This window comes from Corynebacterium occultum (assembly GCF_009734425.1).
GTDB lineage: Bacteria > Actinomycetota > Actinomycetes > Mycobacteriales > Mycobacteriaceae > Corynebacterium > Corynebacterium occultum.
In genome coordinates, this window is the sequence record NZ_CP046455.1 from 883,112 (window position 1) to 900,927 (window position 17,816).

The following is a 17,816-nucleotide window of genomic DNA, read 5'->3' on the forward strand; positions in this document are numbered from 1 at the left end:
CTTTCGAGGAACGCGCCCCGATAAATTAGAGTGGAGCACATGTCTAAGTCTGTGCTCGTTTCAGTTGCCTGGCCTTATGCCAACGGTCCCCGCCACATCGGTCATGTGGCGGGGTTCGGTGTTCCCTCCGATGTCTTCGCCCGTTATCAGCGAATGTCGGGCGCCGATGTCCTGATGATCTCCGGCACCGATGAACACGGCACCCCCCTCCTGGTCCAGGCGGATAAGGAAGGTGTGACGGTCAAGGAGCTGGCGGACCGCTACAACCGCCAGATCGTGGAGGACCTGGCAGGCCTGGGCCTGTCCTATGACCTCTTCACCCGCACCACCACCCGCAACCACTACGCCGTGGTGCAGGAACTCTTCCGTGGTCTTCACGACAACGGCTACATGATCAAGGAGACCACCATGGGTGCGGTCTCCCCGACGACCGGCCGGACCCTGCCGGACCGCTACATCGAGGGCACCTGCCCGATCTGCCAGGCCGATGGTGCCCGCGGTGACCAGTGCGATAACTGCGGCAACCAGCTCGACCCGGCAGACCTGATCAACCCGGTCTCCAAGATCAACGGTGAAACCCCGGAGTTCCGCGAAACCGAGCACTTCCTGCTCGACCTGCCCTCCCTGGCGGAGGCCCTCGGCCAGTGGCTGCGCGGCCGGGAATCCTGGCGCCCCAATGTCCTGAAGTTCTCCCTCAATCTGCTCGATGACCTGCGCCCCCGCGCCATGTCCCGTGACATCGACTGGGGCATCCCGATCCCGGTGGAGGGCTGGCAGGACAATAACGCCAAGAAGCTCTACGTCTGGTTCGACGCCGTCGTCGGCTACCTCTCCGCCTCCATCGAGTGGGCCTGGCGCAGCGGTGAGCCGGAGGCCTGGCGGAAGTTCTGGAATGATCCGGAAACCTCCTCCTACTACTTCATGGGCAAGGACAACATCACCTTCCACTCCCAGATCTGGCCCGCCGAACTTCTCGGCTACGCCGGCCAGGGTGCCAAGGGTGGGGAAACCGGTGAGCTCGGGGTACTCAACCTGCCCACCGAGGTCGTCTCCTCCGAGTTCCTGACCATGTCCGGTTCAAAGTTCTCCTCCTCCAAGGGAGTGGTCATCTACGTCAAGGACTTCCTCAAGGAGTTCGGCCCAGACCCCCTGCGCTACTTCATCGCCGTGGCCGGCCCGGAGAACAATGACACCGACTTCACCTGGGATGAGTTCGTCCGTCGGGTGAACAATGAGCTGGCCAACGGCTGGGGCAACCTGGTCAACCGCACCGTCTCCATGGCGCACAAGAACTTCGGGGAGATCCCCGCCCCAGGGGCCCTGAACGACTCGGACCGCAAGATCCTGGATCTGGCCGCAGCCGCCTTCGACACCGTCGGCGCCAACCTGGAGGAATCCAAGTTCAAGGCCGCCATCGGCGAGGTCATGCACATCGTCGGTGAGGCCAACGCCTACATCGCCGAGCAGGAGCCCTGGAAGCTGGCCAAGGATGAGACCCAGCGCGAACGCCTGGCAACCGTCCTATGGACCGCCCTGCAGGTGGTTTCGGACTGCAATGTCATGCTGACCCCCTTCATCCCGCATACCTCCCAGAAGGTCCACGAGACCCTCGGACGTGAAGGCATCTGGGCCGCCACCCCCAAGGTCGTCGAGGTCACCGACAACATGCCGGTCGAACCGGTCGGCGTGGGTGTGCCCGAGCCTGGCCAGACGTACCCGGTGATCATGGGTGACTACAAGGCCCAGCAGGCCGTCTGGAAGCGCATCGACATCGTGGCCGGCACCACCCTGGCCAAGCCGGCACCGCTGATCGCCAAGCTCGAGCCGGAGCTGGGCGAGACCGGTCCCGAATGGGCCCCGGTCCAGAAATAAGACCAGCCTATGCCCCGGACATCAGTCGATGTCCGGGGCATGGTGTTAGCTGGGGGTCATGACTTCGATGACAACCACACCAGCCCTCCGCTCCGAGGCCGATGTCCTGCTCACCGGGATCGCCGGCCCCAACGCCACCCTCCGCGATGACCAGTGGACCGCCATCGACGCCCTGGTCAACCAGCACCGCCGGATGCTCGTCGTCCAGCGCACCGGCTGGGGTAAATCAGCCGTCTACTTCATCGCCGCCAAACTGCTGCGCGAACGCGGGGCCGGGGCCTCCCTGATCATCTCCCCGCTGCTGGCGCTGATGCGCAACCAGGTGGTCGCCGCCCAGCGCGCCGGGATCCGGGCCGCCACCCTCAACAGCGCCAACATGACCGAGTGGGAGGAGATCCAGGGGCAGGTCTCCCGCGGGGAGATCGATGTCCTCCTGGTGTCCCCGGAACGGCTGAATAATCCCGGCTTCCGGGATGAGGTGCTCCCCAACCTGGCCCGGGCGGTCGGCATGGTCGTCATCGATGAAGCACACTGCATCTCCGACTGGGGCCATGATTTCCGCCCCGATTACCGCCGCATCCGGGATCTCCTGGCCGGACTGGGGGAGGGGACCCCCGTGCTGGCCACCACCGCCACCGCCAATGACCGCGTGGTCGCTGATGTGCAGGCCCAGCTGGGGGAGCACACCGGGTTGCTCCGCGGTGGACTGGACCGCGAGGCCCTGCACCTTTCGGTGGTGAAACTGCCCGACACCACGCGACGCCCCGCCTGGTTGGCCACCCACCTGAGCCAGCTGGAGGGTTCCGGCATCATCTACTGCCTGACCGTGGCCGCCGCCGAGGACCTCGCCCAGGCCCTCGAGGCCGCCGGTTGGAATGTCGCCGCCTACACCGGCCGCACCGAGGCGGGGGAACGCGAAAGGCTCGAGCAGGCCCTGCTCAACAATGAACTCAAGGCACTGGTGGCCACCTCTGCCCTGGGCATGGGTTTTGATAAACCCGACCTGGGTTTCGTGGTCCACCTGGGTGCACCCGCCTCACCGGTGTCCTATTACCAGCAGGTGGGCCGAGCCGGCCGTGGCACCGAACGCGCCGATGTCATCCTCCTGCCCGGCGCGGAGGACCGCGAGATCTGGGAGTATTTCGCCTCCGTCTCTTTCCCTGATGAGCAGCGGGTGCGCCAGCTGCTGCAGGTGCTGGACCCGGAACAGGTGCAGTCCACGATGCGCCTGGAGTCCCAGGTGGATCTCTCCCGCTCCCGGCTGGAGCAGGTGCTCAAGGTCCTGGATGTGGATGGGGCGGTGCGTCGGGTCAAGGGCGGCTGGTTGTCCACGGGGCGGCCCTGGCATTATGACGCGGAGCGTTATGCGGGGCTGGAGAAGGCCCGCGAGGTGGAGCAGCAGGCGATGCTGGACTATGAGAACACCACGGACTGCCTGATGCTCTTCCTGCGTCACCAGCTCGATGACAGTACCGCCACGAAGCCCTGTGGTCGTTGTGCCAATTGCCGGGGGCAGAACTGGGAGAGCAGTATCGATCCGGCGGCTGAGCAGGCCGTCACGGAGCGACTGCGCGCCCCCGGTGTCAGGGTGGCGCAGCGTCGTCAGTGGCCCAGCGGCATCAGCATCAAGGGGAAGATCAAGGGAGTGGGTGCGGGCCGTGCCCTGGGGCGGCTCAATGATGTGGCCCGTGGCCCCGCGCTGAAGCAGATGCTGACGGAGAAGACCTGGGTGCCTTCCCCGCAGTGGCGTCAGGATGAGTGGTTGAGCCGGATTGTGGCGGTGCTCGCCGACTGGGATTGGGCGCAGCGTCCCACCAATGTGGTGGCCCTGGGGGCGGCGGATCCGGAAACCACCGCCCTGATCGGGCGCACCGCCACCGCCATCGCCGGGGTGGGCCGGATGAATTTCGCTGGCCTGTTGGCGGTACGCCCCGGGGTGGGTGAGGTGGTTGCCCAGAACTCCGCTTATCGGGTGGAAGCATTGTTGGAGCACTGGGACTGGGCGGGGATTGACCAGCTGCAGCTGGTGCCCGGCCCGATCCTGTTGCTCACCGATCTGATCGACACCGGTTGGTCGGTGACGGTGGCAGGGTCCACCCTGGCGGAGCGCTGTGGAGTTGAGGTGTTGCCCCTGGCGTTGGCCAGCAGGGGTTAGTTCAGCCCCAACTGACCCCCGCTGACCTGTAGGAAATGGTTGCAGAACTGCTCCAGCTGGCCTTCCTCATAGTCCTCGTCGAAGCGTTTGCCCACCACCACGATCGGGCAGGAGTAGACCTGGCCGCCATCCGGGGTTTCCCGCAGGATGGCCAGGTCTGTGCCGTAGTCATCGTTGATGATCACCCAGTCCATCCCTAATTCGCGGCGCAGGTATTCGCCTACGGCGATGCCGAAGCTTGCCATGAAAGGCGTGGGGTCGAGTTCCTCGTCCTCCTCCCTGGCGATGAAAAAATCGGCACGGGTCTGTTCGAAGGCCTCGAAGAGGCGGGGTGGGGTGCTGCCGAAACCGGCCTCCTCCGCCACCTGGAGGTGCTCATCGAGCCATTGGCGGGTGTCTGTGTCCAGCTGTTCAACCTGCATGGTTGGCCATTCTACGGCCCCTCCCGGAGTCCTGCCCGCAGGTGGGTGAAGGGAACCGTGTGGCCGACGCTCCAAGGGCCAGGGTGGTGCCTGGGGCGGGGGAGTCTAGAATGACGCCCATGTCGAAGAAGAAAGCCCGTCCGAAACCTGAGCCCGCAGAACCCATCCCAGGGCTCATTGACGCCCACACCCATCTGGCTTCCACGGGGGCACGCACCCCGGAGGAGGTGGCGGCGGTGGTGGACCGTGCGTTGGCCGGGGGTGTCGAGAAGCTGTGCACCGTCGGGGATGGTCTGGCGGAGGCGGAGGCTGCCCTGGCTGCCGCCCAGCACAATCAGCGGGTCTACGCGGCCTGTGCGATCCACCCGACCCGCGCCCATGAGCTTGATGAGGTCGCCCGCGCCCGGCTTTCGGAGATGGCGCGGGATCCGCGCTGCGTGGCGGTGGGGGAGACTGGATTGGACACCTACTGGATCAAGCATGATCCGGAGCGGACTGCCCCGTTGGAGGTGCAGGAGGAGGCGCTGCGCTGGCATATCGACCTGGCGGTGGAAACCGGGCGGACGCTGATGGTGCACAACCGGGAGGCCGATGAGCAGTTGATGCGGGTGTTGGCGGACAGTCCCCGCCCCCGGCATGTGATGCTGCATTGTTTCAGTTCCCCGATGGAGATGGCCCGGCAAGCCGTGGACCGTGGTTATATCCTCAGTTTTGCCGGGAACGTCACCTTCAAGCGCAATGACGAGCTGCGGGAGATCGCGGCCATGGTGCCCCGGGGCCAGCTGTTGATTGAGACGGATGCGCCCTACATGACCCCGGAGCCTTACCGGGGGGCACGCAATGAGCCTGCCCTGGTGGGGCATACCGCGCTCTGTGTGGCGCAGGCCCGGGGGGTGGATGTGGCCGATCTGGTGGAGGAGCTCAGTGCCACCTTCGATGAGGTTTTTGGTCTGAATCTGCCGGGCTGAGACCCCCACCCGGGGGGTGTGAGCAAGATCATAACGTTTCGGCCTAGTTTGAAAAGGCCAGCGGGAACAGCGTGCCGTGGGGGTGGTGGTTGGGCGGATCTGGACTCCGGGCTGCCCCTTTTCTTCCCTGGATGTCTCTTATTTGTTATCGTGCCGTTATTCATTGTGTCCCTGGCGTGCTGACCTTTCGCGCCCCCAGGGGACAGGGCTTTTCCACAAGCCGACACGGAGAGCCGGCTGGGTGAGCCTGCCGGACCACGAGTAGAGCGAGAAGAACTTAAGCCTCATGGGTATGCAGCAGAAGACCAAGATCAACCGCGGCGGCAAGTCGGTATCGATGCGCATCGCCGGCGGCGGTGTCGCAGCGGCCGTCCTGGTCGGTGGGGTCTCCGTCGCAGCGGCCGCCCAGAAGGACGTCATCGTAGACGTCAACGGTGAGCAGATCCCGGTGTCCACCTTCGCCGGTGATGTCCAGGGAGCCCTGGAAGCCGCCGGCATCCAGGTCGGTGATCAGGATCTGATCTACCCGGCCCCCAGCGAGCAGCTGTCCGACGCCACCACCATCAATGTCCGCACCGCCAAGCCGGTGGCGTTGATCATCGACGGCGAAGAGCTGGACCTGACCTCCAATGCCCTGACCGTTGAGGAACTGCTGGCAGAGGTCCCGGGTCTGCATCCCGCAGCCAAGGTCTCCGCCGCCACGGGGGACACCATCCCGGCTGAGGGGATGACCGTCGAGATCACCAAGCCGAAGATCATCGCCCTCAAGGATGGGGTGGAGACCGTCTACACCTCCATCCCGGCTACCACCGTGGCTGAGGTGCTCGAGGACCGTGGCATCACCCTGGGTGAGCATGACCGCGTTACTCCGGCGCTGGACGCCAAGATCGACCACAACACCACCATCAGCGTGGACCGGGTCAGCATCGAGGAGGTCACCGCTGAGGAGACCTTCGATGTTCCCACCCGCTATGTGGAGGACCCGGAGGCTCCGGTGGGGGAGGAGAACATCCGGGAGTGGGGCAAGTCCGGCGTCAAGGATGTCACCCGTAAGATCACCACCGTCAACGGCCAGGTCGCCGAGGAGATCATCCTCAACGAGCAGGTCACCAGCGAGGCGATCCCGGCCGTCATCGCGCGTGGCACCAAGGTGGCGGCCCCGGCCGCCCCCGCCGCATCCTCCTCCGCACCCTCCGTGGGTGGGGGCAGCGTCTGGGACAGCCTCGCCCAGTGTGAGTCCGGCGGTAACTGGGCCATCAACACCGGCAACGGCTACCAGGGTGGCCTGCAGTTCTCTCCCTCCACCTGGGCCGCCTACGGGGGCACCCAGTTCGCGGCAGCCGCCAACCAGGCCTCCCGCGAGCAGCAGATCGCCGTCGCGGAGAAGGTCCGGGCAGGACAGGGCTGGGGAGCCTGGCCGGCCTGCACCTCCAAGCTCGGTATCCGCTAAAAAGAGGGCTGCCCAGAAATCCCCGCGCCACCCGGTGCGGGGATTTCCTGTTTTTCCAGGTAGATTGGTACACCATGGAACAACGCGATGAGTCCGCCCAGCTGCTCGGTCCGGTGGAGATCCGGCAGCTCGCCGAGAAGCTCGATGTCACCCCGACCAAGAAGCTCGGCCAGAACTTCGTGCACGACCCGAACACGGTGCGTCGCATCGTCGCCGCCGCCGAGCTCGACCAGTCCGACCATGTGGTTGAGGTCGGTCCGGGCCTGGGTTCGCTGACCCTGGCCCTGGCTGACAGCGTGGCCAAGGTCACCGCGGTGGAGATCGATAACCGGCTGGCCGCGGAACTCCCCGCCACCATGGCCTGGCGTGCCCCGCAGTTCGCGGATCGGCTGAGCATCCTCAACAAGGATGCCCTCAAAATCACAGCCGGGGACATTGAGCAGCCCACCGCCCTGGTGGCCAACCTGCCCTATAACGTCTCCGTCCCGGTCCTGCTCCACCTGCTGGCCACCTTCCCCAGCATCCGTCGCGTGTTGGTCATGGTCCAGGCTGAAGTCGCTGACCGCCTGGCCGCTGACCCCGGTTCCAAGATCTACGGGGTCCCCAGCGTCAAGGCCGCCTTCTATGGTGATGTCCGCCGCGCCGGCCATATCGGCCGCAATGTCTTCTGGCCGGCCCCGAAGATCGAGTCCGGCCTGGTACGTATCGACCGTTTCGAACCCGGCACCGAACCTTGGCCGCTGAACGAGGAAGCCCGCAAGACCGTGTGGCCGCTTATCGACGCCGCCTTCGCCCAACGCCGCAAGACCCTCCGGGCCGCACTTTCCGGCCACTTCGGCGGGGGTGCCGCCGCCGAGGAAGCACTCAAGGCCGCTGACATTGACCCCACCCTGCGTGGGGAGAAGCTGGGCGTCGCCGATTTCGTCCGTCTGGCGGGTATCTAAATGGGAGTGGAACAGATCCGGGCCCGCGCCCACGCCAAGGTCAACCTCCACCTGGGAGTGGGGCAGGCCCGGGCGGACGGCTATCACGAGCTGGTCACCATCTTCCAGTCCCTGAGCCTGCACGATGAGCTGGAACTGAAGGTGCTGTCGAAACGCGCCCCGAAGCATGGCAGCGTGATCGACACCCTGACCCTGAGTGGCCAGGCAAAGGGCGTGCCCGATGATGAGGACAATCTGGTCTGGCAGGCCGTCGATAAGCTGGTCGCCGCCTACCGCGCCGAGGGCATCGGCCAGCTGCCGATGGTGGAACTGCACCTGCGCAAGGGCATTCCGGTGGCTGGTGGAATGGCAGGGGGCTCCGCTGACGCCGCCGCCGCACTGCGCGTGACCCAGGCCTGGTTGAGTGAACATGCCGACCCTCTGCCCGAGTCCGTGCTGGAATCCATCGCCGCCGAACTCGGCTCCGATGTCCCCTTCACCCTGCACGGCGGCACCATGCTGGGTACCGGGCGGGGGGAGAACCTCATCCCGGTGATGTCCCGAGGCCACTACCACTGGGTACTGGCGGTTTCTGCCGCCGGGCTTTCCACCCCGGAGGTCTTCCACAAACTTGATCAGCTCCGCGAATCCGGCAGGGAACTGCCCGCCCACACCGACACCACCGTGCTGAGCCGCTCCCTGCTCAATGGTGATGTTGCAGCGGTGGCCGCCAACCTGGTCAATGATCTCCAGGCCCCGGCGATCAGTCTGCGCCCCGGTCTGCGTCAGATCCTGGCCGCCGGTGAGGAAGCGGGAGCCCTGCGTGGCATCGTCTCCGGTTCCGGACCCACCTGCGCCTTCCTCTGCCGGGATGCCGCGCATGCCGCCGAGGTGGCCGGAGAACTGATCGACAGTGGCCTGGTCATTGCGGCACACCCCGCCCAGGGCCCGGCCGAGGGCGCACACGTGGTGCCGGAAACTTTCTAGGTTTCATTCCTGCTGCGCGAGATAATCCTCCAGCTTCAACCCCGAGACCAGGTACACCACCCGCCCCGCCACATTCACGCAGTGATCGGCGTAGCGCTCATAGAAACGGATCAGCAGGGCGGTGTCCACCGACTCTCGGGCGGAATGCGGCCACTCTGACTGGGTCATCCGGCTCAGCAGGGAAGTGCTCAGCTCATCGATGAACTGATCATCCTGCTCCAACTCCAGGGCAGTGTCGGTGTCCGGTGACACCAGCAGGTTCCGGGTTTTAAGCGTCATGTTCTGGGCGGCCTGCGCCAGCTGCCCGAACTCCTCAACCATCTCCGCCGGGATTGCTCTGGCGGGGTGCCGGCGGCGGGCGGACTGGGCGATGTGGGTGGCCAGTTCCCCCATGCGGTGGAGGTGGTAGGCGATGTGGATCGAGGAGAGAACCTGGCGCAGATCCCGCGCTTTGGGGCTTTCCAGGGCCAGGATCTCCACCGCCTTCCTCTCACAACGGCTCTGCAGTTCAGGTAGTTGCCCGGCGCGGGAAAGCGCCTCCTCCGCAGCGGATAAGGACCCCTGCAGCAGAGCCGTGGAAGCATCGGCCATGATGTCCCGGACCGCATCCCCCATGACCAGCAGGTCATGGGAGAGCTGGTTGAGCTTTTCCTGATATGAGGTGCGCATATCACCACTATAGGAAGTCACTGCGAGCTCTGCCTGAGGGGAAAAATTCTCAGGGGACGGGATTGCCACTGGCGTAGTGCATGCCTGGGTTGGTGTCGTGAACTAGGATGAGTCCGACATGGCGAATTTGATCAACCTTGAAAATGTATCCAAGTCCTTTGGCTTGAAGACGCTGCTTGACGGCGTGAGCCTCGGCGTGCAGACCGGTGACCGCATTGGTGTCGTCGGACTGAACGGCGGTGGCAAAACCACCCTGCTGGAGGTGCTTTCCGGGGTCGAGGAACCGGATTCCGGCAGAGTCTCCCACAACAGTGATCTCGCCCTCGCGGTGGTCACCCAACGTGCTGAACTGAACCCCGAGGACACCATCGCTGAGGTGGTGCTCGCCCCGCTGGGCCTGCAGACCTTCGAATGGGCCTCCAACGCCAAGGTGCGGGAGGTGCTCGGTGGTCTGGGGATCGTCGATCTCGGCCTGGACACCAAGGTCGGTGGGCTTTCCGGTGGTGAACGTCGACGCGTGAACCTGGCGGTGGCACTGGTCCAGGATCTGGACCTGATCATCCTTGATGAGCCCACCAACCACCTGGACGTGGAAGGTGTCCAGTGGTTGGCCCAGCACCTGCTCTCGCGGCGCAGCGCCCTGGTGGTGGTCACCCACGACCGTTGGTTCCTGGACACCGTGGCCACCCAGACCTGGGAGGTCCATGACGGCCAGATCGACTCCTATGAGGGTGGCTACAACGACTGGACCTTCGCCCGCGCTGAGCGGGCCCGCCAGTCGGATGCCATTGAGCAGCGACGCCAGAACCTGGCGCGTAAGGAACTGGCCTGGCTGCGCCGGGGCGCCCCGGCCCGTACCTCCAAACCCCGCTACCGCATCGAGGCGGCCGAAGCACTGATCTCGGATGTGCCCTCCCCACGCGACAGCGTTGAGCTCATGGCCTTCTCCCGTTCTCGGCAGGGCAAGGTCGTCATTGAGCTGGAGGACGCGACCGTCGCCACCCCGGATGGCCGGGTCCTGGTGGAGGACCTCACCTGGCGCCTGGCCCCGGGTGAGCGCATCGGCCTGGTCGGTGTCAACGGTTCCGGTAAGACCACCCTGCTGCGCACCCTCGCGGGGGAACATCCCCTGAGCGCCGGAAAGCGGATCGAAGGCAAGACCGTGAAACTCGGCTGGCTGCGCCAGGAGCTCGATGACCTCGACCCGAAACTGCGCCTCCTGGAGGCGGTGGAGGATGTGGCCAGTTATGTCCAGCTGGGCAAGAAGGAGATGTCCGCCTCCCAGCTGGCGGAACGTCTGGGCTTCTCCGCGAAACGGCAACGCACCCCGGTCGGTGACCTCTCCGGTGGTGAGCGCCGCCGACTGCAGCTGACCCGCGTGCTGATGGCGGAGCCGAATGTGCTGCTACTCGATGAGCCCACCAACGACCTGGACATCGACACCCTCCAGGAGCTGGAATCCCTGCTCGACGGCTGGCCCGGCACCCTCGTGGTCATCTCTCATGACCGCTACCTGATTGAACGTGTCGCGGACACCACCTGGGCGCTCTTCGGGGATGGCAAGCTGACCAACCTGCCCGGCGGCATCGAGGAATACCTGCGCCGCCGGGCCGTGATGGAGGCGTCCAACACCGGGGTGATCAACCTCGGGGAGAACACGGCGGCGAAAAGCGAGGTGGCCCCGGGGAAGCAGCCTGGCCTGAGCTCCCAGGAGGAGCGGGAGATGCAGAAGCAGCTCAATGCCCTGGAGCGCAAGATCGTCAAGCTGGATCAGAAGATCACGAAGCTCAACGCGGGGATGGCGACTGCGGCGGAGAAGATGGACACCGCCACCTTGGCGGATCTGGACACCGAACTGCACCAGATCCGGGATGAACGGGAGGGCCTGGAGATGGAGTGGATGGAATTGGCGGAGCAGCTCGATCAATGACCTGGCAGCGGTGGCGTCAGTGGAACCTGCACCCCTGGGGGCTGATCTGCGGCACCATCGGATTCGCCCTCGGACTGACCCCTTCGCTCCTGCCCCGCACCTTCTTCTATCAGGGCCTGATCTCCGGGATGGCTGCCGCCCTCGGGTACGGGATCGGGGTGTTTCTCCACCTCCTCTGGGATCTCTGGCTGCGGGAGAGGCTGCGTCCCCATCTGGAACCTCGGCTGCATCAGGTCCCGGCGAAATGGCGCGATATCGGGGAAGTCACGCTGAATGTTCTCTCCCTCCTGGCACTGCTGGGCATGGTGTTATTCTCGCTGCGCTGGCAACGTGGCATTGCGGAGCTGACCGGCTCGCAGGCCTATTCCCTCTGGGAGTTCCTCCTGGTGCTGCCGATCGGATTGGGGCTGTGGCTGCTGCTGGTCCTCCTCTCCCGGGGGATCCGCTGGCTGACCCGTAAAGGCGGCGGGATGCTGCTGGGCTGGTTGCCCAGTTACCGGGTGGTGGCATCCTGGCTGCTCACCGCAATCATCGGGGTGTTCCTGGTGGAGCAGGTCATCCCCGGCACCATTGTCCGGGGTGCGGAAACACTGCTGGCCAATGGTTATCAAAACGCAGAACCAGGGGATGTGCCACCCACCGTGCCGGAACGTTCCGGCAGCCCGGAGTCCCTCGCTGAGTGGGAGGGGCTCGGACGTTATGGCATGCGTTTTCTCAACCAGGGACTCCACCGGGAGGAATTGGCGGAGCTGACGGGTGAACCCGCGGAGGAACCGATCAGGGTGTACGCCGGGCTGGATAATGCGCCCACCAACGCCGAGCGTGCCCAATTGATCATCGATGAGTTCCTTCGAACCGGAGCCACCGAGCGGGAAGCCATCGTCATGCACTTCACCACCGGCACCGGTTGGGTGAACCCCCAGGCCGCGCAGGCCTTCGAGCTGATGTACGGCGGGGACACCGCCTATGCCGCGGTGCAGTACTCCTACCTGCCTTCCCCGGTGCATTTTCTGGCGGGCGGGGATGAGGTGAACCAGGCTGGCCGGGAACTGATCACCCCGGTCATCGACTGGTGGAACACCCTCCCGGCGGACACCCGCCCGAAGCTCTATCTCTATGGCGAATCGCTGGGCTCCACCGGGGTGGAGGCAGCCTTCTCCGGGATCCGTGACATCGCCAACTCGGTGGATGGCATCCTGCTGACTGGTCCGCCGAACTTCAACTCCCTGTGGCGCGCCTTCGTGGACCGCCGTGATCCCGGCAGCAGCGAGGTCCTGCCGGAATATGGGGGTGGAACGGTGGTGCGCTTCGCTGAGAATGAGGAACAGATCAGAAATTACGCCTATGGCGACTATGCCTGGGGCCCGACCAGGGTGCTCTACATTCAGCACCCCTCCGACCCGGTGGTGTGGTGGTCACCGAAGCTGATCTTGCGGGAGCCGGACTGGCTGGATGAACAACCCGGCTTCGACCGGCTTCCGGCCATGACCTGGATGCCGTTGATCACCTTCCTGCAGGTCTCGGCGGATCTACCGATGGCACAGGCGGTGCCCGACGGGCACGGCCACAACTACGGGGATGCGATGCTGGATGGGTGGGCGGCGATCGCCGGCGAGGACAGCGGTTTCTCGGTGCCCCAGATCCAGGAGCTGAAACCACTGCTGGAGCAGGCCCTCGACATCAGTGGTGACCGCGAAGACGTGGTCGGTTAGGTCAGCTGCAGAGTGGTCAGGCAGGTGGCGGCCTCCGCACCGGTGCTGATCTCCTGGGTGCTGCTCTTCCTCTCATGCTCAATGCTGAGGGTGGCGTTGATGTCCCGGGGCAGCCACAGTCCCAGGAAACCATTGTCGAAGGTGCTCATCTCCTGATCCACCAGGATGCCGCCATCCGCCGCCACCACCTTGACCTGGACCGCCTGGTTGTCCAACTCCCCGAGACAGGTGGTCAGGCTGTGATAGAAGCAGTCATGGGTCTGGGTGGCGTAGGGTGCCACCGAAACATAGAACTCATCCGCGGGCAGGGGGAGTGCCATCTCTGCACCGCTGGCATCGCTGATCAGCAGCTCATCGGCACGGATGGAGGCCATGATGTCGCTGCGGCGCTCCGCCACCGGGGTGGCATCAAGTTCCTCGATGAGGGTGCGGGCATCCTGGCCCTCGAAATCAGCCAGGGCAGAGTGGGTGGCCTCCGGGTTCGTGTCGGCAGCGGCACAGCCACTGAGGGCGAGGAGTGCGAGAACACCGACGGTGAGGAAAGAGGGCAGCTTCATGAGGTTGAGAATATCAACCTCTGGCGGCTATTCCGACTCTGTGAGCAGGGTACCCAGCCAGGCCCCGAGAGCGAGATCCTCCATCGTGCCGAAGTGGATGTTGCGGACCCTGCCTTTCCGATCCACCAGCAGGGTGGAGGGAGTTCCCTGCAGCCGGTAGTGGCGCATCGTCGCCGGAACAACATGACCCTCAACCGGGAGATCCACCGCCACCGGGAAACGGACCCCGAATTCCGCGAGGAACACCTTCAGCGCCTCCGGCCCCATCACCTCATGGTGTTCAAAGACGGTGTGCAGGCCGATGACCTGTACCTGATCAGCAGCGAAGGTCTGGTGCACCCGTTGTGCCTGGGGGATCCCAGCGGTGACACATCCCGGGCAGAGCATCTGGAAGGTCTCGATGAGCAGCACCCGGCCCCTGAGTTCCTCAAGGTTAAGTTCAGGCCCATTCACCCATTCGGAGACCTGGAGCTGCAGCAGCGTGGCATCATCATCGGTGGTGGGCATGACAGGCCTCCTGGGATATTGTGATCTGGCTCTCAGTTTAAGCCGGGTCGGCGGGATCTTTCCACTGACACCGCGTATCCTCGGGCTCATGATTCTCATTAACGTCCGTTTCCGTCCCCGTCCCGAGTATGTCGAGAACTTCCGGGAGAAGGTCGCCGCCTTCACCGAGGCCACCCGCGCCGAGGAGGGCTGCATCTTCTTCGACTGGTCCCGCAACACCGATGACCCCAATGAGTACATCCTCATCGAGGCCTTCCAGGATGATGCCGCCGAGGCCCATGTGAAGTCCCAGCACTTCCAGGACGCCGCCAACCTCTTCCCGGAGATCCTGCTGGAAACCCCGCAGATCATCAACACCCTCATCGAGGGCAAGAGCGAGTGGGACCGGATGGCCGAGTTCCAGGTCGACTAACCCCCGGATATCCCCGCCAGCCCTTCGCAGGGCCATGGGGAAATTCACGGGGTAATCTTAAGGGCATGGGAAAAAAGGACACGAGCGAGCAACAAAACTCACCTTCCAAGCTGTCCAAGCGGGAGTATGAGCATGAACTCAAGCGGCTCCAGGCGGAGCTGGTGGACATGCAGCAGTGGGTGGTGGAAACCGGTGCCAGGGTGGTCATCGTCATGGAGGGCCGGGATGCCGCAGGGAAGGGATCCGCAATCAAACGGATCACCCAGTACCTCAACCCCCGCACCACCCGCATTGAGGCGCTCCCCGCCCCCAACTCCCGGGAGAAGGGGCAGTGGTATTTCCAGCGTTATGTCGAACGCCTTCCCACCGCCGGTGAAATCGTGATCTTCGACCGTTCCTGGTACAACCGTGCCGGGGTGGAGCGGGTCATGGGTTTCTGCACCTCCCAGGAGTATCGCCGTTTCCTCCACCAGGCCCCGATCTTCGAGCGGCTGCTGGTGGAGGACGGGATCATGCTGCGTAAGTACTGGTTCTCTGTTTCTGATGAGGAGCAGATCGCCCGTTTCCAGTCCCGGCTGGAGGATCCGCTGCGTCGTTGGAAGCTCTCGCCGATGGATCTGCAGTCGATCACCCGCTGGGAGGATTACTCCCGGGCCAAGGATGAGATGTTCATCCACACGGATATTCCCTCCGCGCCCTGGTACACGGTGGAGAGTGAGGATAAGAAGCGTTCGCGGATCAATGTGATCAGCCATCTGCTGTCGACGATCCCCTATGAGAAGATCGACCGCCCCCTGCCGGATATTCCGAAGCGTCCGAAGAGTGAGCGCGAATATCAACGTCCGCCGCGGGAGGAGTTCCGTTATGTTCCGGATGTGGCGGCGAAGCTGGAGCTTAAGCGCAACCGGACGAAGAAGAAGTAGCAGCTCTGTATATCAGCTAATGAAAAATGTGGGGGAATAAACTCAACACGGCTAAGTGTGCTGTGAGACACTGTCGGCATGACTGAGAATGTAGCCAAACCAGCCACTGAAGTAGATCCAGAGGTCCGCTCCTATATCCGCGGTAACACCGGAGTTCTGGAGCTGAACCGCCCCCGGGCCATCAACAGCCTGAACCCGGAGATGATTGCCGAGATCTCCCGGGCGCTGAAGTTCTGGGAGACCGATGAGGCGGTCACTCAGGTTCTCCTCTACTCCAATAGCGAGCGTGGTTTCTGTGCCGGCGGTGATGTCCGTTTCGCCCGTTCGGAGATTCTCGCCGGCAATGAGGGGGTGGTGGATGAGTTCTTCCGTGCGGAATATGAGCTCAATCATTTCATCGCCAACTACCCAAAGCCCTATGTCTCCCTCATCGACGGTGTGGTCATGGGTGGTGGCTGGGGCATCTCCCTGCATGGTTCGCACCGCATAATCACCGAACGGGCTTTCGCCGCGATGCCGGAGATGGCGATCGGTTATTTCACCGATGTGGGGGTTGCCTACGCTTCACAACGCATGGTGGGGGAGAAGGGGAAGGCCAGCCCGGCACTCGCTGCCTTCATCGGTCTCAGCGGAGCCCGGCTCAACCCGGCGGACCTGATCTGGAGCGGGGTGGCCACCCATGTCATTTTCTCGAAGAACCTGCAGAATTTCATGGATGCGATGATCGACCGTGGCATTGCTGCCGCCCTGACGGAGAATGCGACGACACCGCCGCGGGATTCGGAGTGGTCATCCCATGAGGATGCCATCGAGGAGTGCTTCGCCCAGGATTCCTGGGCGGAGATTGAGACCGCACTGCAGGCACACCCTGACACAGAGTTCCGTTCCAAGGTCCGTGAGTTGATGGCGGTGTCGAGTCCGACCTCAGTGGTGGCCACCGCTGAATTCTTCCGGGCCTGCCGTTCCGCCGCGACCCTGCGGGAGGCGCTGGGCCTGGAGATCATCCTGGGTGAGATGCTGCGCCGTGAGCCGGACTTCGTGGAGGGGGTGCGCGCGGTCCTGGTGGACAAGGACCGCAGCCCTTCCTTCAGCCCGGCCAGCACCGCCGAGGTGGATGTGGAGAAGTACCGCAGCCTCCTCACCTAGGACTCAGAGCAGCTGCCCCGCCACTTCGATCCATTCCCCCTGCAGGGAAAGCCCCCGGGCCTGGGCATAGGCGCGGCGGGCCCGCTGCGGGTCGAGGCCGGTGGGCAGTTCATGGGCCAGGGTGGCTTGCGCGGCGTTGAAGCTGGCGTCGGGCAGGCGGAGTTCGGGGGCGTCGATAAGCAGCACCGCGTATCCCCGGCCCTGGGGGATGGTGGTGTGAACCCAGCGGTGCAGCACCGGTTTGGCCACCACCCAGAGTTGGCTTTCGCGTGCCATCTCCAGGGGCAGGGAAGGGGTGAAGAGTTCGGGGATGCCGTTGTCGATCCCGAAGCGATGTAGTTCCATTGCCCGTGGTGAGGGGAGGGAGGGATCTGCCCAGGCCCAGGTCCAGGTGTTTCCTTCGACGGTGGCGATGACATCAGCCTGCGTCTGGATGCTGGCTCCGGTGGCGCTGTGGAGCATCACCCCTGAATCGTTGAAGGTGCTGTTCGCCTGGGGGAGGGTGCCCTCCAGGAGCAGCTGATGTTCGATGGAGAGGTAGTGGGCGTCGGCCCGAATTTCGGCGAGGCTGAGACCACCGAGGATGCGGGTGACGCGGCCGTCGGCAAGCAGCAGGGTGGTGCCGTCGCTGAAGCTGACCTGCTCCTCCCGGATGCGTACCCCCAGTCCGCGGGCCGCGGCGAAACCGAGCAGCGCACGCTGAAGGTCAATCTCTGCCGGCAGTGCGGCCAGGCCGGTGATCAGGGCTTCCCGTGGGGCCTGTTGCCGGAATTCTCCCTGCAACGCCACCACCCAGGTCACCCCGTTGCGGTCCGGGGCCAGCAGCACCGGCGCATTCCCGTGGAGGGTGCGGGCGGCCGCGATCAGATGTTCCGAGGCTTCCTGCTCCCCCTGCAGTTCGGGGAGGTCGAAATCCGTCGTGCTTTCCCGCCACTGCCAGCGATCTTCCCTGATCTCGGCTACGATCCTGCCCTGGTGGTAGCTGGGGTTCCGGCCCTGGCACAGCAGCGCAACCTGCACCTCCTGCTCCGTTCCCCGAACCAGTTTCACCTGGTCGACGTGGCCGATCCGGGCGCTGATATCGGCCTGGACGATCGCACCATCGGCGATGACCTCGGAAAGGGTGCTGGGGTGGGGGAGTTGCATGACGACCTTCGTTTTGAGGGGGAAGAACCACTCCCAG

At 64.4% G+C, this 17,816-nt stretch carries 16 protein-coding genes; 11 read left to right on the top strand and 5 right to left on the bottom strand.

What is annotated here, in order from left to right; genetic code table 11:
- Positions 1-39: 39 nt before the first annotated feature.
- Entirely contained in the window at positions 40-1,872 is a 1,833-nt protein-coding gene (metG, locus tag COCCU_RS04150) for a methionine--tRNA ligase (RefSeq protein WP_156230357.1), read from the top strand.
- Between the two features lie 67 nt (positions 1,873-1,939).
- Positions 1,940-4,027: a RecQ family ATP-dependent DNA helicase gene (locus COCCU_RS04155; RefSeq protein WP_156230358.1), complete on the top strand. Its 2,088-nt coding sequence runs from the start codon at positions 1,940-1,942 to the stop codon at positions 4,025-4,027.
- On the opposite strand, the gene COCCU_RS04160 is transcribed toward COCCU_RS04155, so the two are convergent.
- Positions 4,024-4,449: a DUF3806 domain-containing protein gene (locus tag COCCU_RS04160; protein ID WP_156230359.1), complete on the bottom strand. Its 426-nt coding sequence runs from the start codon at positions 4,447-4,449 to the stop codon at positions 4,024-4,026. The two genes, COCCU_RS04155 and COCCU_RS04160, sit on opposite strands and share 4 nt — an antisense overlap.
- A gap of 119 nt (positions 4,450-4,568) precedes the next feature.
- Here COCCU_RS04160 and COCCU_RS04165 point away from each other — a divergent pair, with 119 nt between their 5' ends.
- The 4 genes from COCCU_RS04165 to COCCU_RS04180 all read left to right on the top strand — a co-directional run bounded on the left by COCCU_RS04165 (position 4,569) and on the right by COCCU_RS04180 (position 8,777).
- Positions 4,569-5,417: a TatD family hydrolase gene (locus COCCU_RS04165; protein WP_156230360.1), complete on the top strand. Its 849-nt coding sequence runs from the start codon at positions 4,569-4,571 to the stop codon at positions 5,415-5,417.
- 286 nt (positions 5,418-5,703) lie between these two features.
- Positions 5,704-6,867 carry a resuscitation-promoting factor gene (locus COCCU_RS04170; protein ID WP_156230361.1) on the top strand — a complete coding sequence of 388 codons (1,164 nt, stop codon included), beginning with the start codon at positions 5,704-5,706 and terminating at the stop codon, positions 6,865-6,867.
- Between the two features lie 74 nt (positions 6,868-6,941).
- Positions 6,942-7,811, top strand: coding sequence for a 16S rRNA (adenine(1518)-N(6)/adenine(1519)-N(6))-dimethyltransferase RsmA (gene rsmA, locus COCCU_RS04175; protein WP_156230362.1), 870 nt, complete (start codon positions 6,942-6,944; stop codon positions 7,809-7,811).
- On the top strand, positions 7,812-8,777 hold the full coding sequence (locus COCCU_RS04180; RefSeq protein WP_156230363.1) for a 4-(cytidine 5'-diphospho)-2-C-methyl-D-erythritol kinase: 966 nt from the start codon (positions 7,812-7,814) through the stop codon (positions 8,775-8,777).
- Positions 8,778-8,780: 3 nt separating this feature from the next.
- On the opposite strand, the gene phoU is transcribed toward COCCU_RS04180, so the two are convergent.
- Positions 8,781-9,446 (bottom strand): phosphate signaling complex protein PhoU, encoded by a 666-nt coding sequence (gene phoU / locus COCCU_RS04185; protein WP_156230364.1) that lies wholly within the window; start codon positions 9,444-9,446, stop codon positions 8,781-8,783.
- Between the two features lie 118 nt (positions 9,447-9,564).
- Here phoU and COCCU_RS04190 point away from each other — a divergent pair, with 118 nt between their 5' ends.
- Together COCCU_RS04190 and COCCU_RS04195 are read left to right on the top strand one after the other, a co-directional pair.
- Positions 9,565-11,376, top strand: a complete 1,812-nt coding sequence (locus tag COCCU_RS04190; RefSeq protein ID WP_156230365.1) for an ABC-F family ATP-binding cassette domain-containing protein — start codon at positions 9,565-9,567, stop codon at positions 11,374-11,376.
- Positions 11,373-13,088 (top strand): alpha/beta hydrolase, encoded by a 1,716-nt coding sequence (locus COCCU_RS04195; RefSeq protein ID WP_156230366.1) that lies wholly within the window; start codon positions 11,373-11,375, stop codon positions 13,086-13,088. Before COCCU_RS04190 ends, COCCU_RS04195 begins: the two co-directional genes overlap by 4 nt.
- On the opposite strand, the gene COCCU_RS04200 is transcribed toward COCCU_RS04195, so the two are convergent.
- Positions 13,085-13,645 carry a CueP family metal-binding protein gene (locus COCCU_RS04200; protein WP_156230367.1) on the bottom strand — a complete coding sequence of 187 codons (561 nt, stop codon included), beginning with the start codon at positions 13,643-13,645 and terminating at the stop codon, positions 13,085-13,087. The genes COCCU_RS04195 and COCCU_RS04200 overlap by 4 nt on opposite strands.
- Positions 13,646-13,672: 27 nt before the next feature.
- Positions 13,673-14,152, bottom strand: coding sequence for a peroxiredoxin family protein (locus COCCU_RS04205; protein ID WP_156230368.1), 480 nt, complete (start codon positions 14,150-14,152; stop codon positions 13,673-13,675).
- Positions 14,153-14,240: 88 nt separating this feature from the next.
- Between COCCU_RS04205 and COCCU_RS04210 the strand changes: the two genes are divergently transcribed.
- From COCCU_RS04210 to COCCU_RS04220, 3 genes are all read left to right on the top strand, one after another.
- Positions 14,241-14,564: a putative quinol monooxygenase gene (locus COCCU_RS04210; protein WP_156230369.1), complete on the top strand. Its 324-nt coding sequence runs from the start codon at positions 14,241-14,243 to the stop codon at positions 14,562-14,564.
- A 65-nt stretch (positions 14,565-14,629) separates the two neighbouring features.
- Positions 14,630-15,487, top strand: coding sequence for a polyphosphate kinase 2 (gene ppk2, locus COCCU_RS04215; RefSeq protein ID WP_156230370.1), 858 nt, complete (start codon positions 14,630-14,632; stop codon positions 15,485-15,487).
- 78 nt (positions 15,488-15,565) lie between these two features.
- Entirely contained in the window at positions 15,566-16,633 is a 1,068-nt protein-coding gene (locus tag COCCU_RS04220) for an enoyl-CoA hydratase/isomerase family protein (protein ID WP_156230371.1), read from the top strand.
- Between the two features lie 3 nt (positions 16,634-16,636).
- On the opposite strand, the gene COCCU_RS04225 is transcribed toward COCCU_RS04220, so the two are convergent.
- Positions 16,637-17,779: a DUF6882 domain-containing protein gene (locus tag COCCU_RS04225; RefSeq protein ID WP_156230372.1), complete on the bottom strand. Its 1,143-nt coding sequence runs from the start codon at positions 17,777-17,779 to the stop codon at positions 16,637-16,639.
- Between the last annotated feature and the right edge of the window lie 37 nt (positions 17,780-17,816).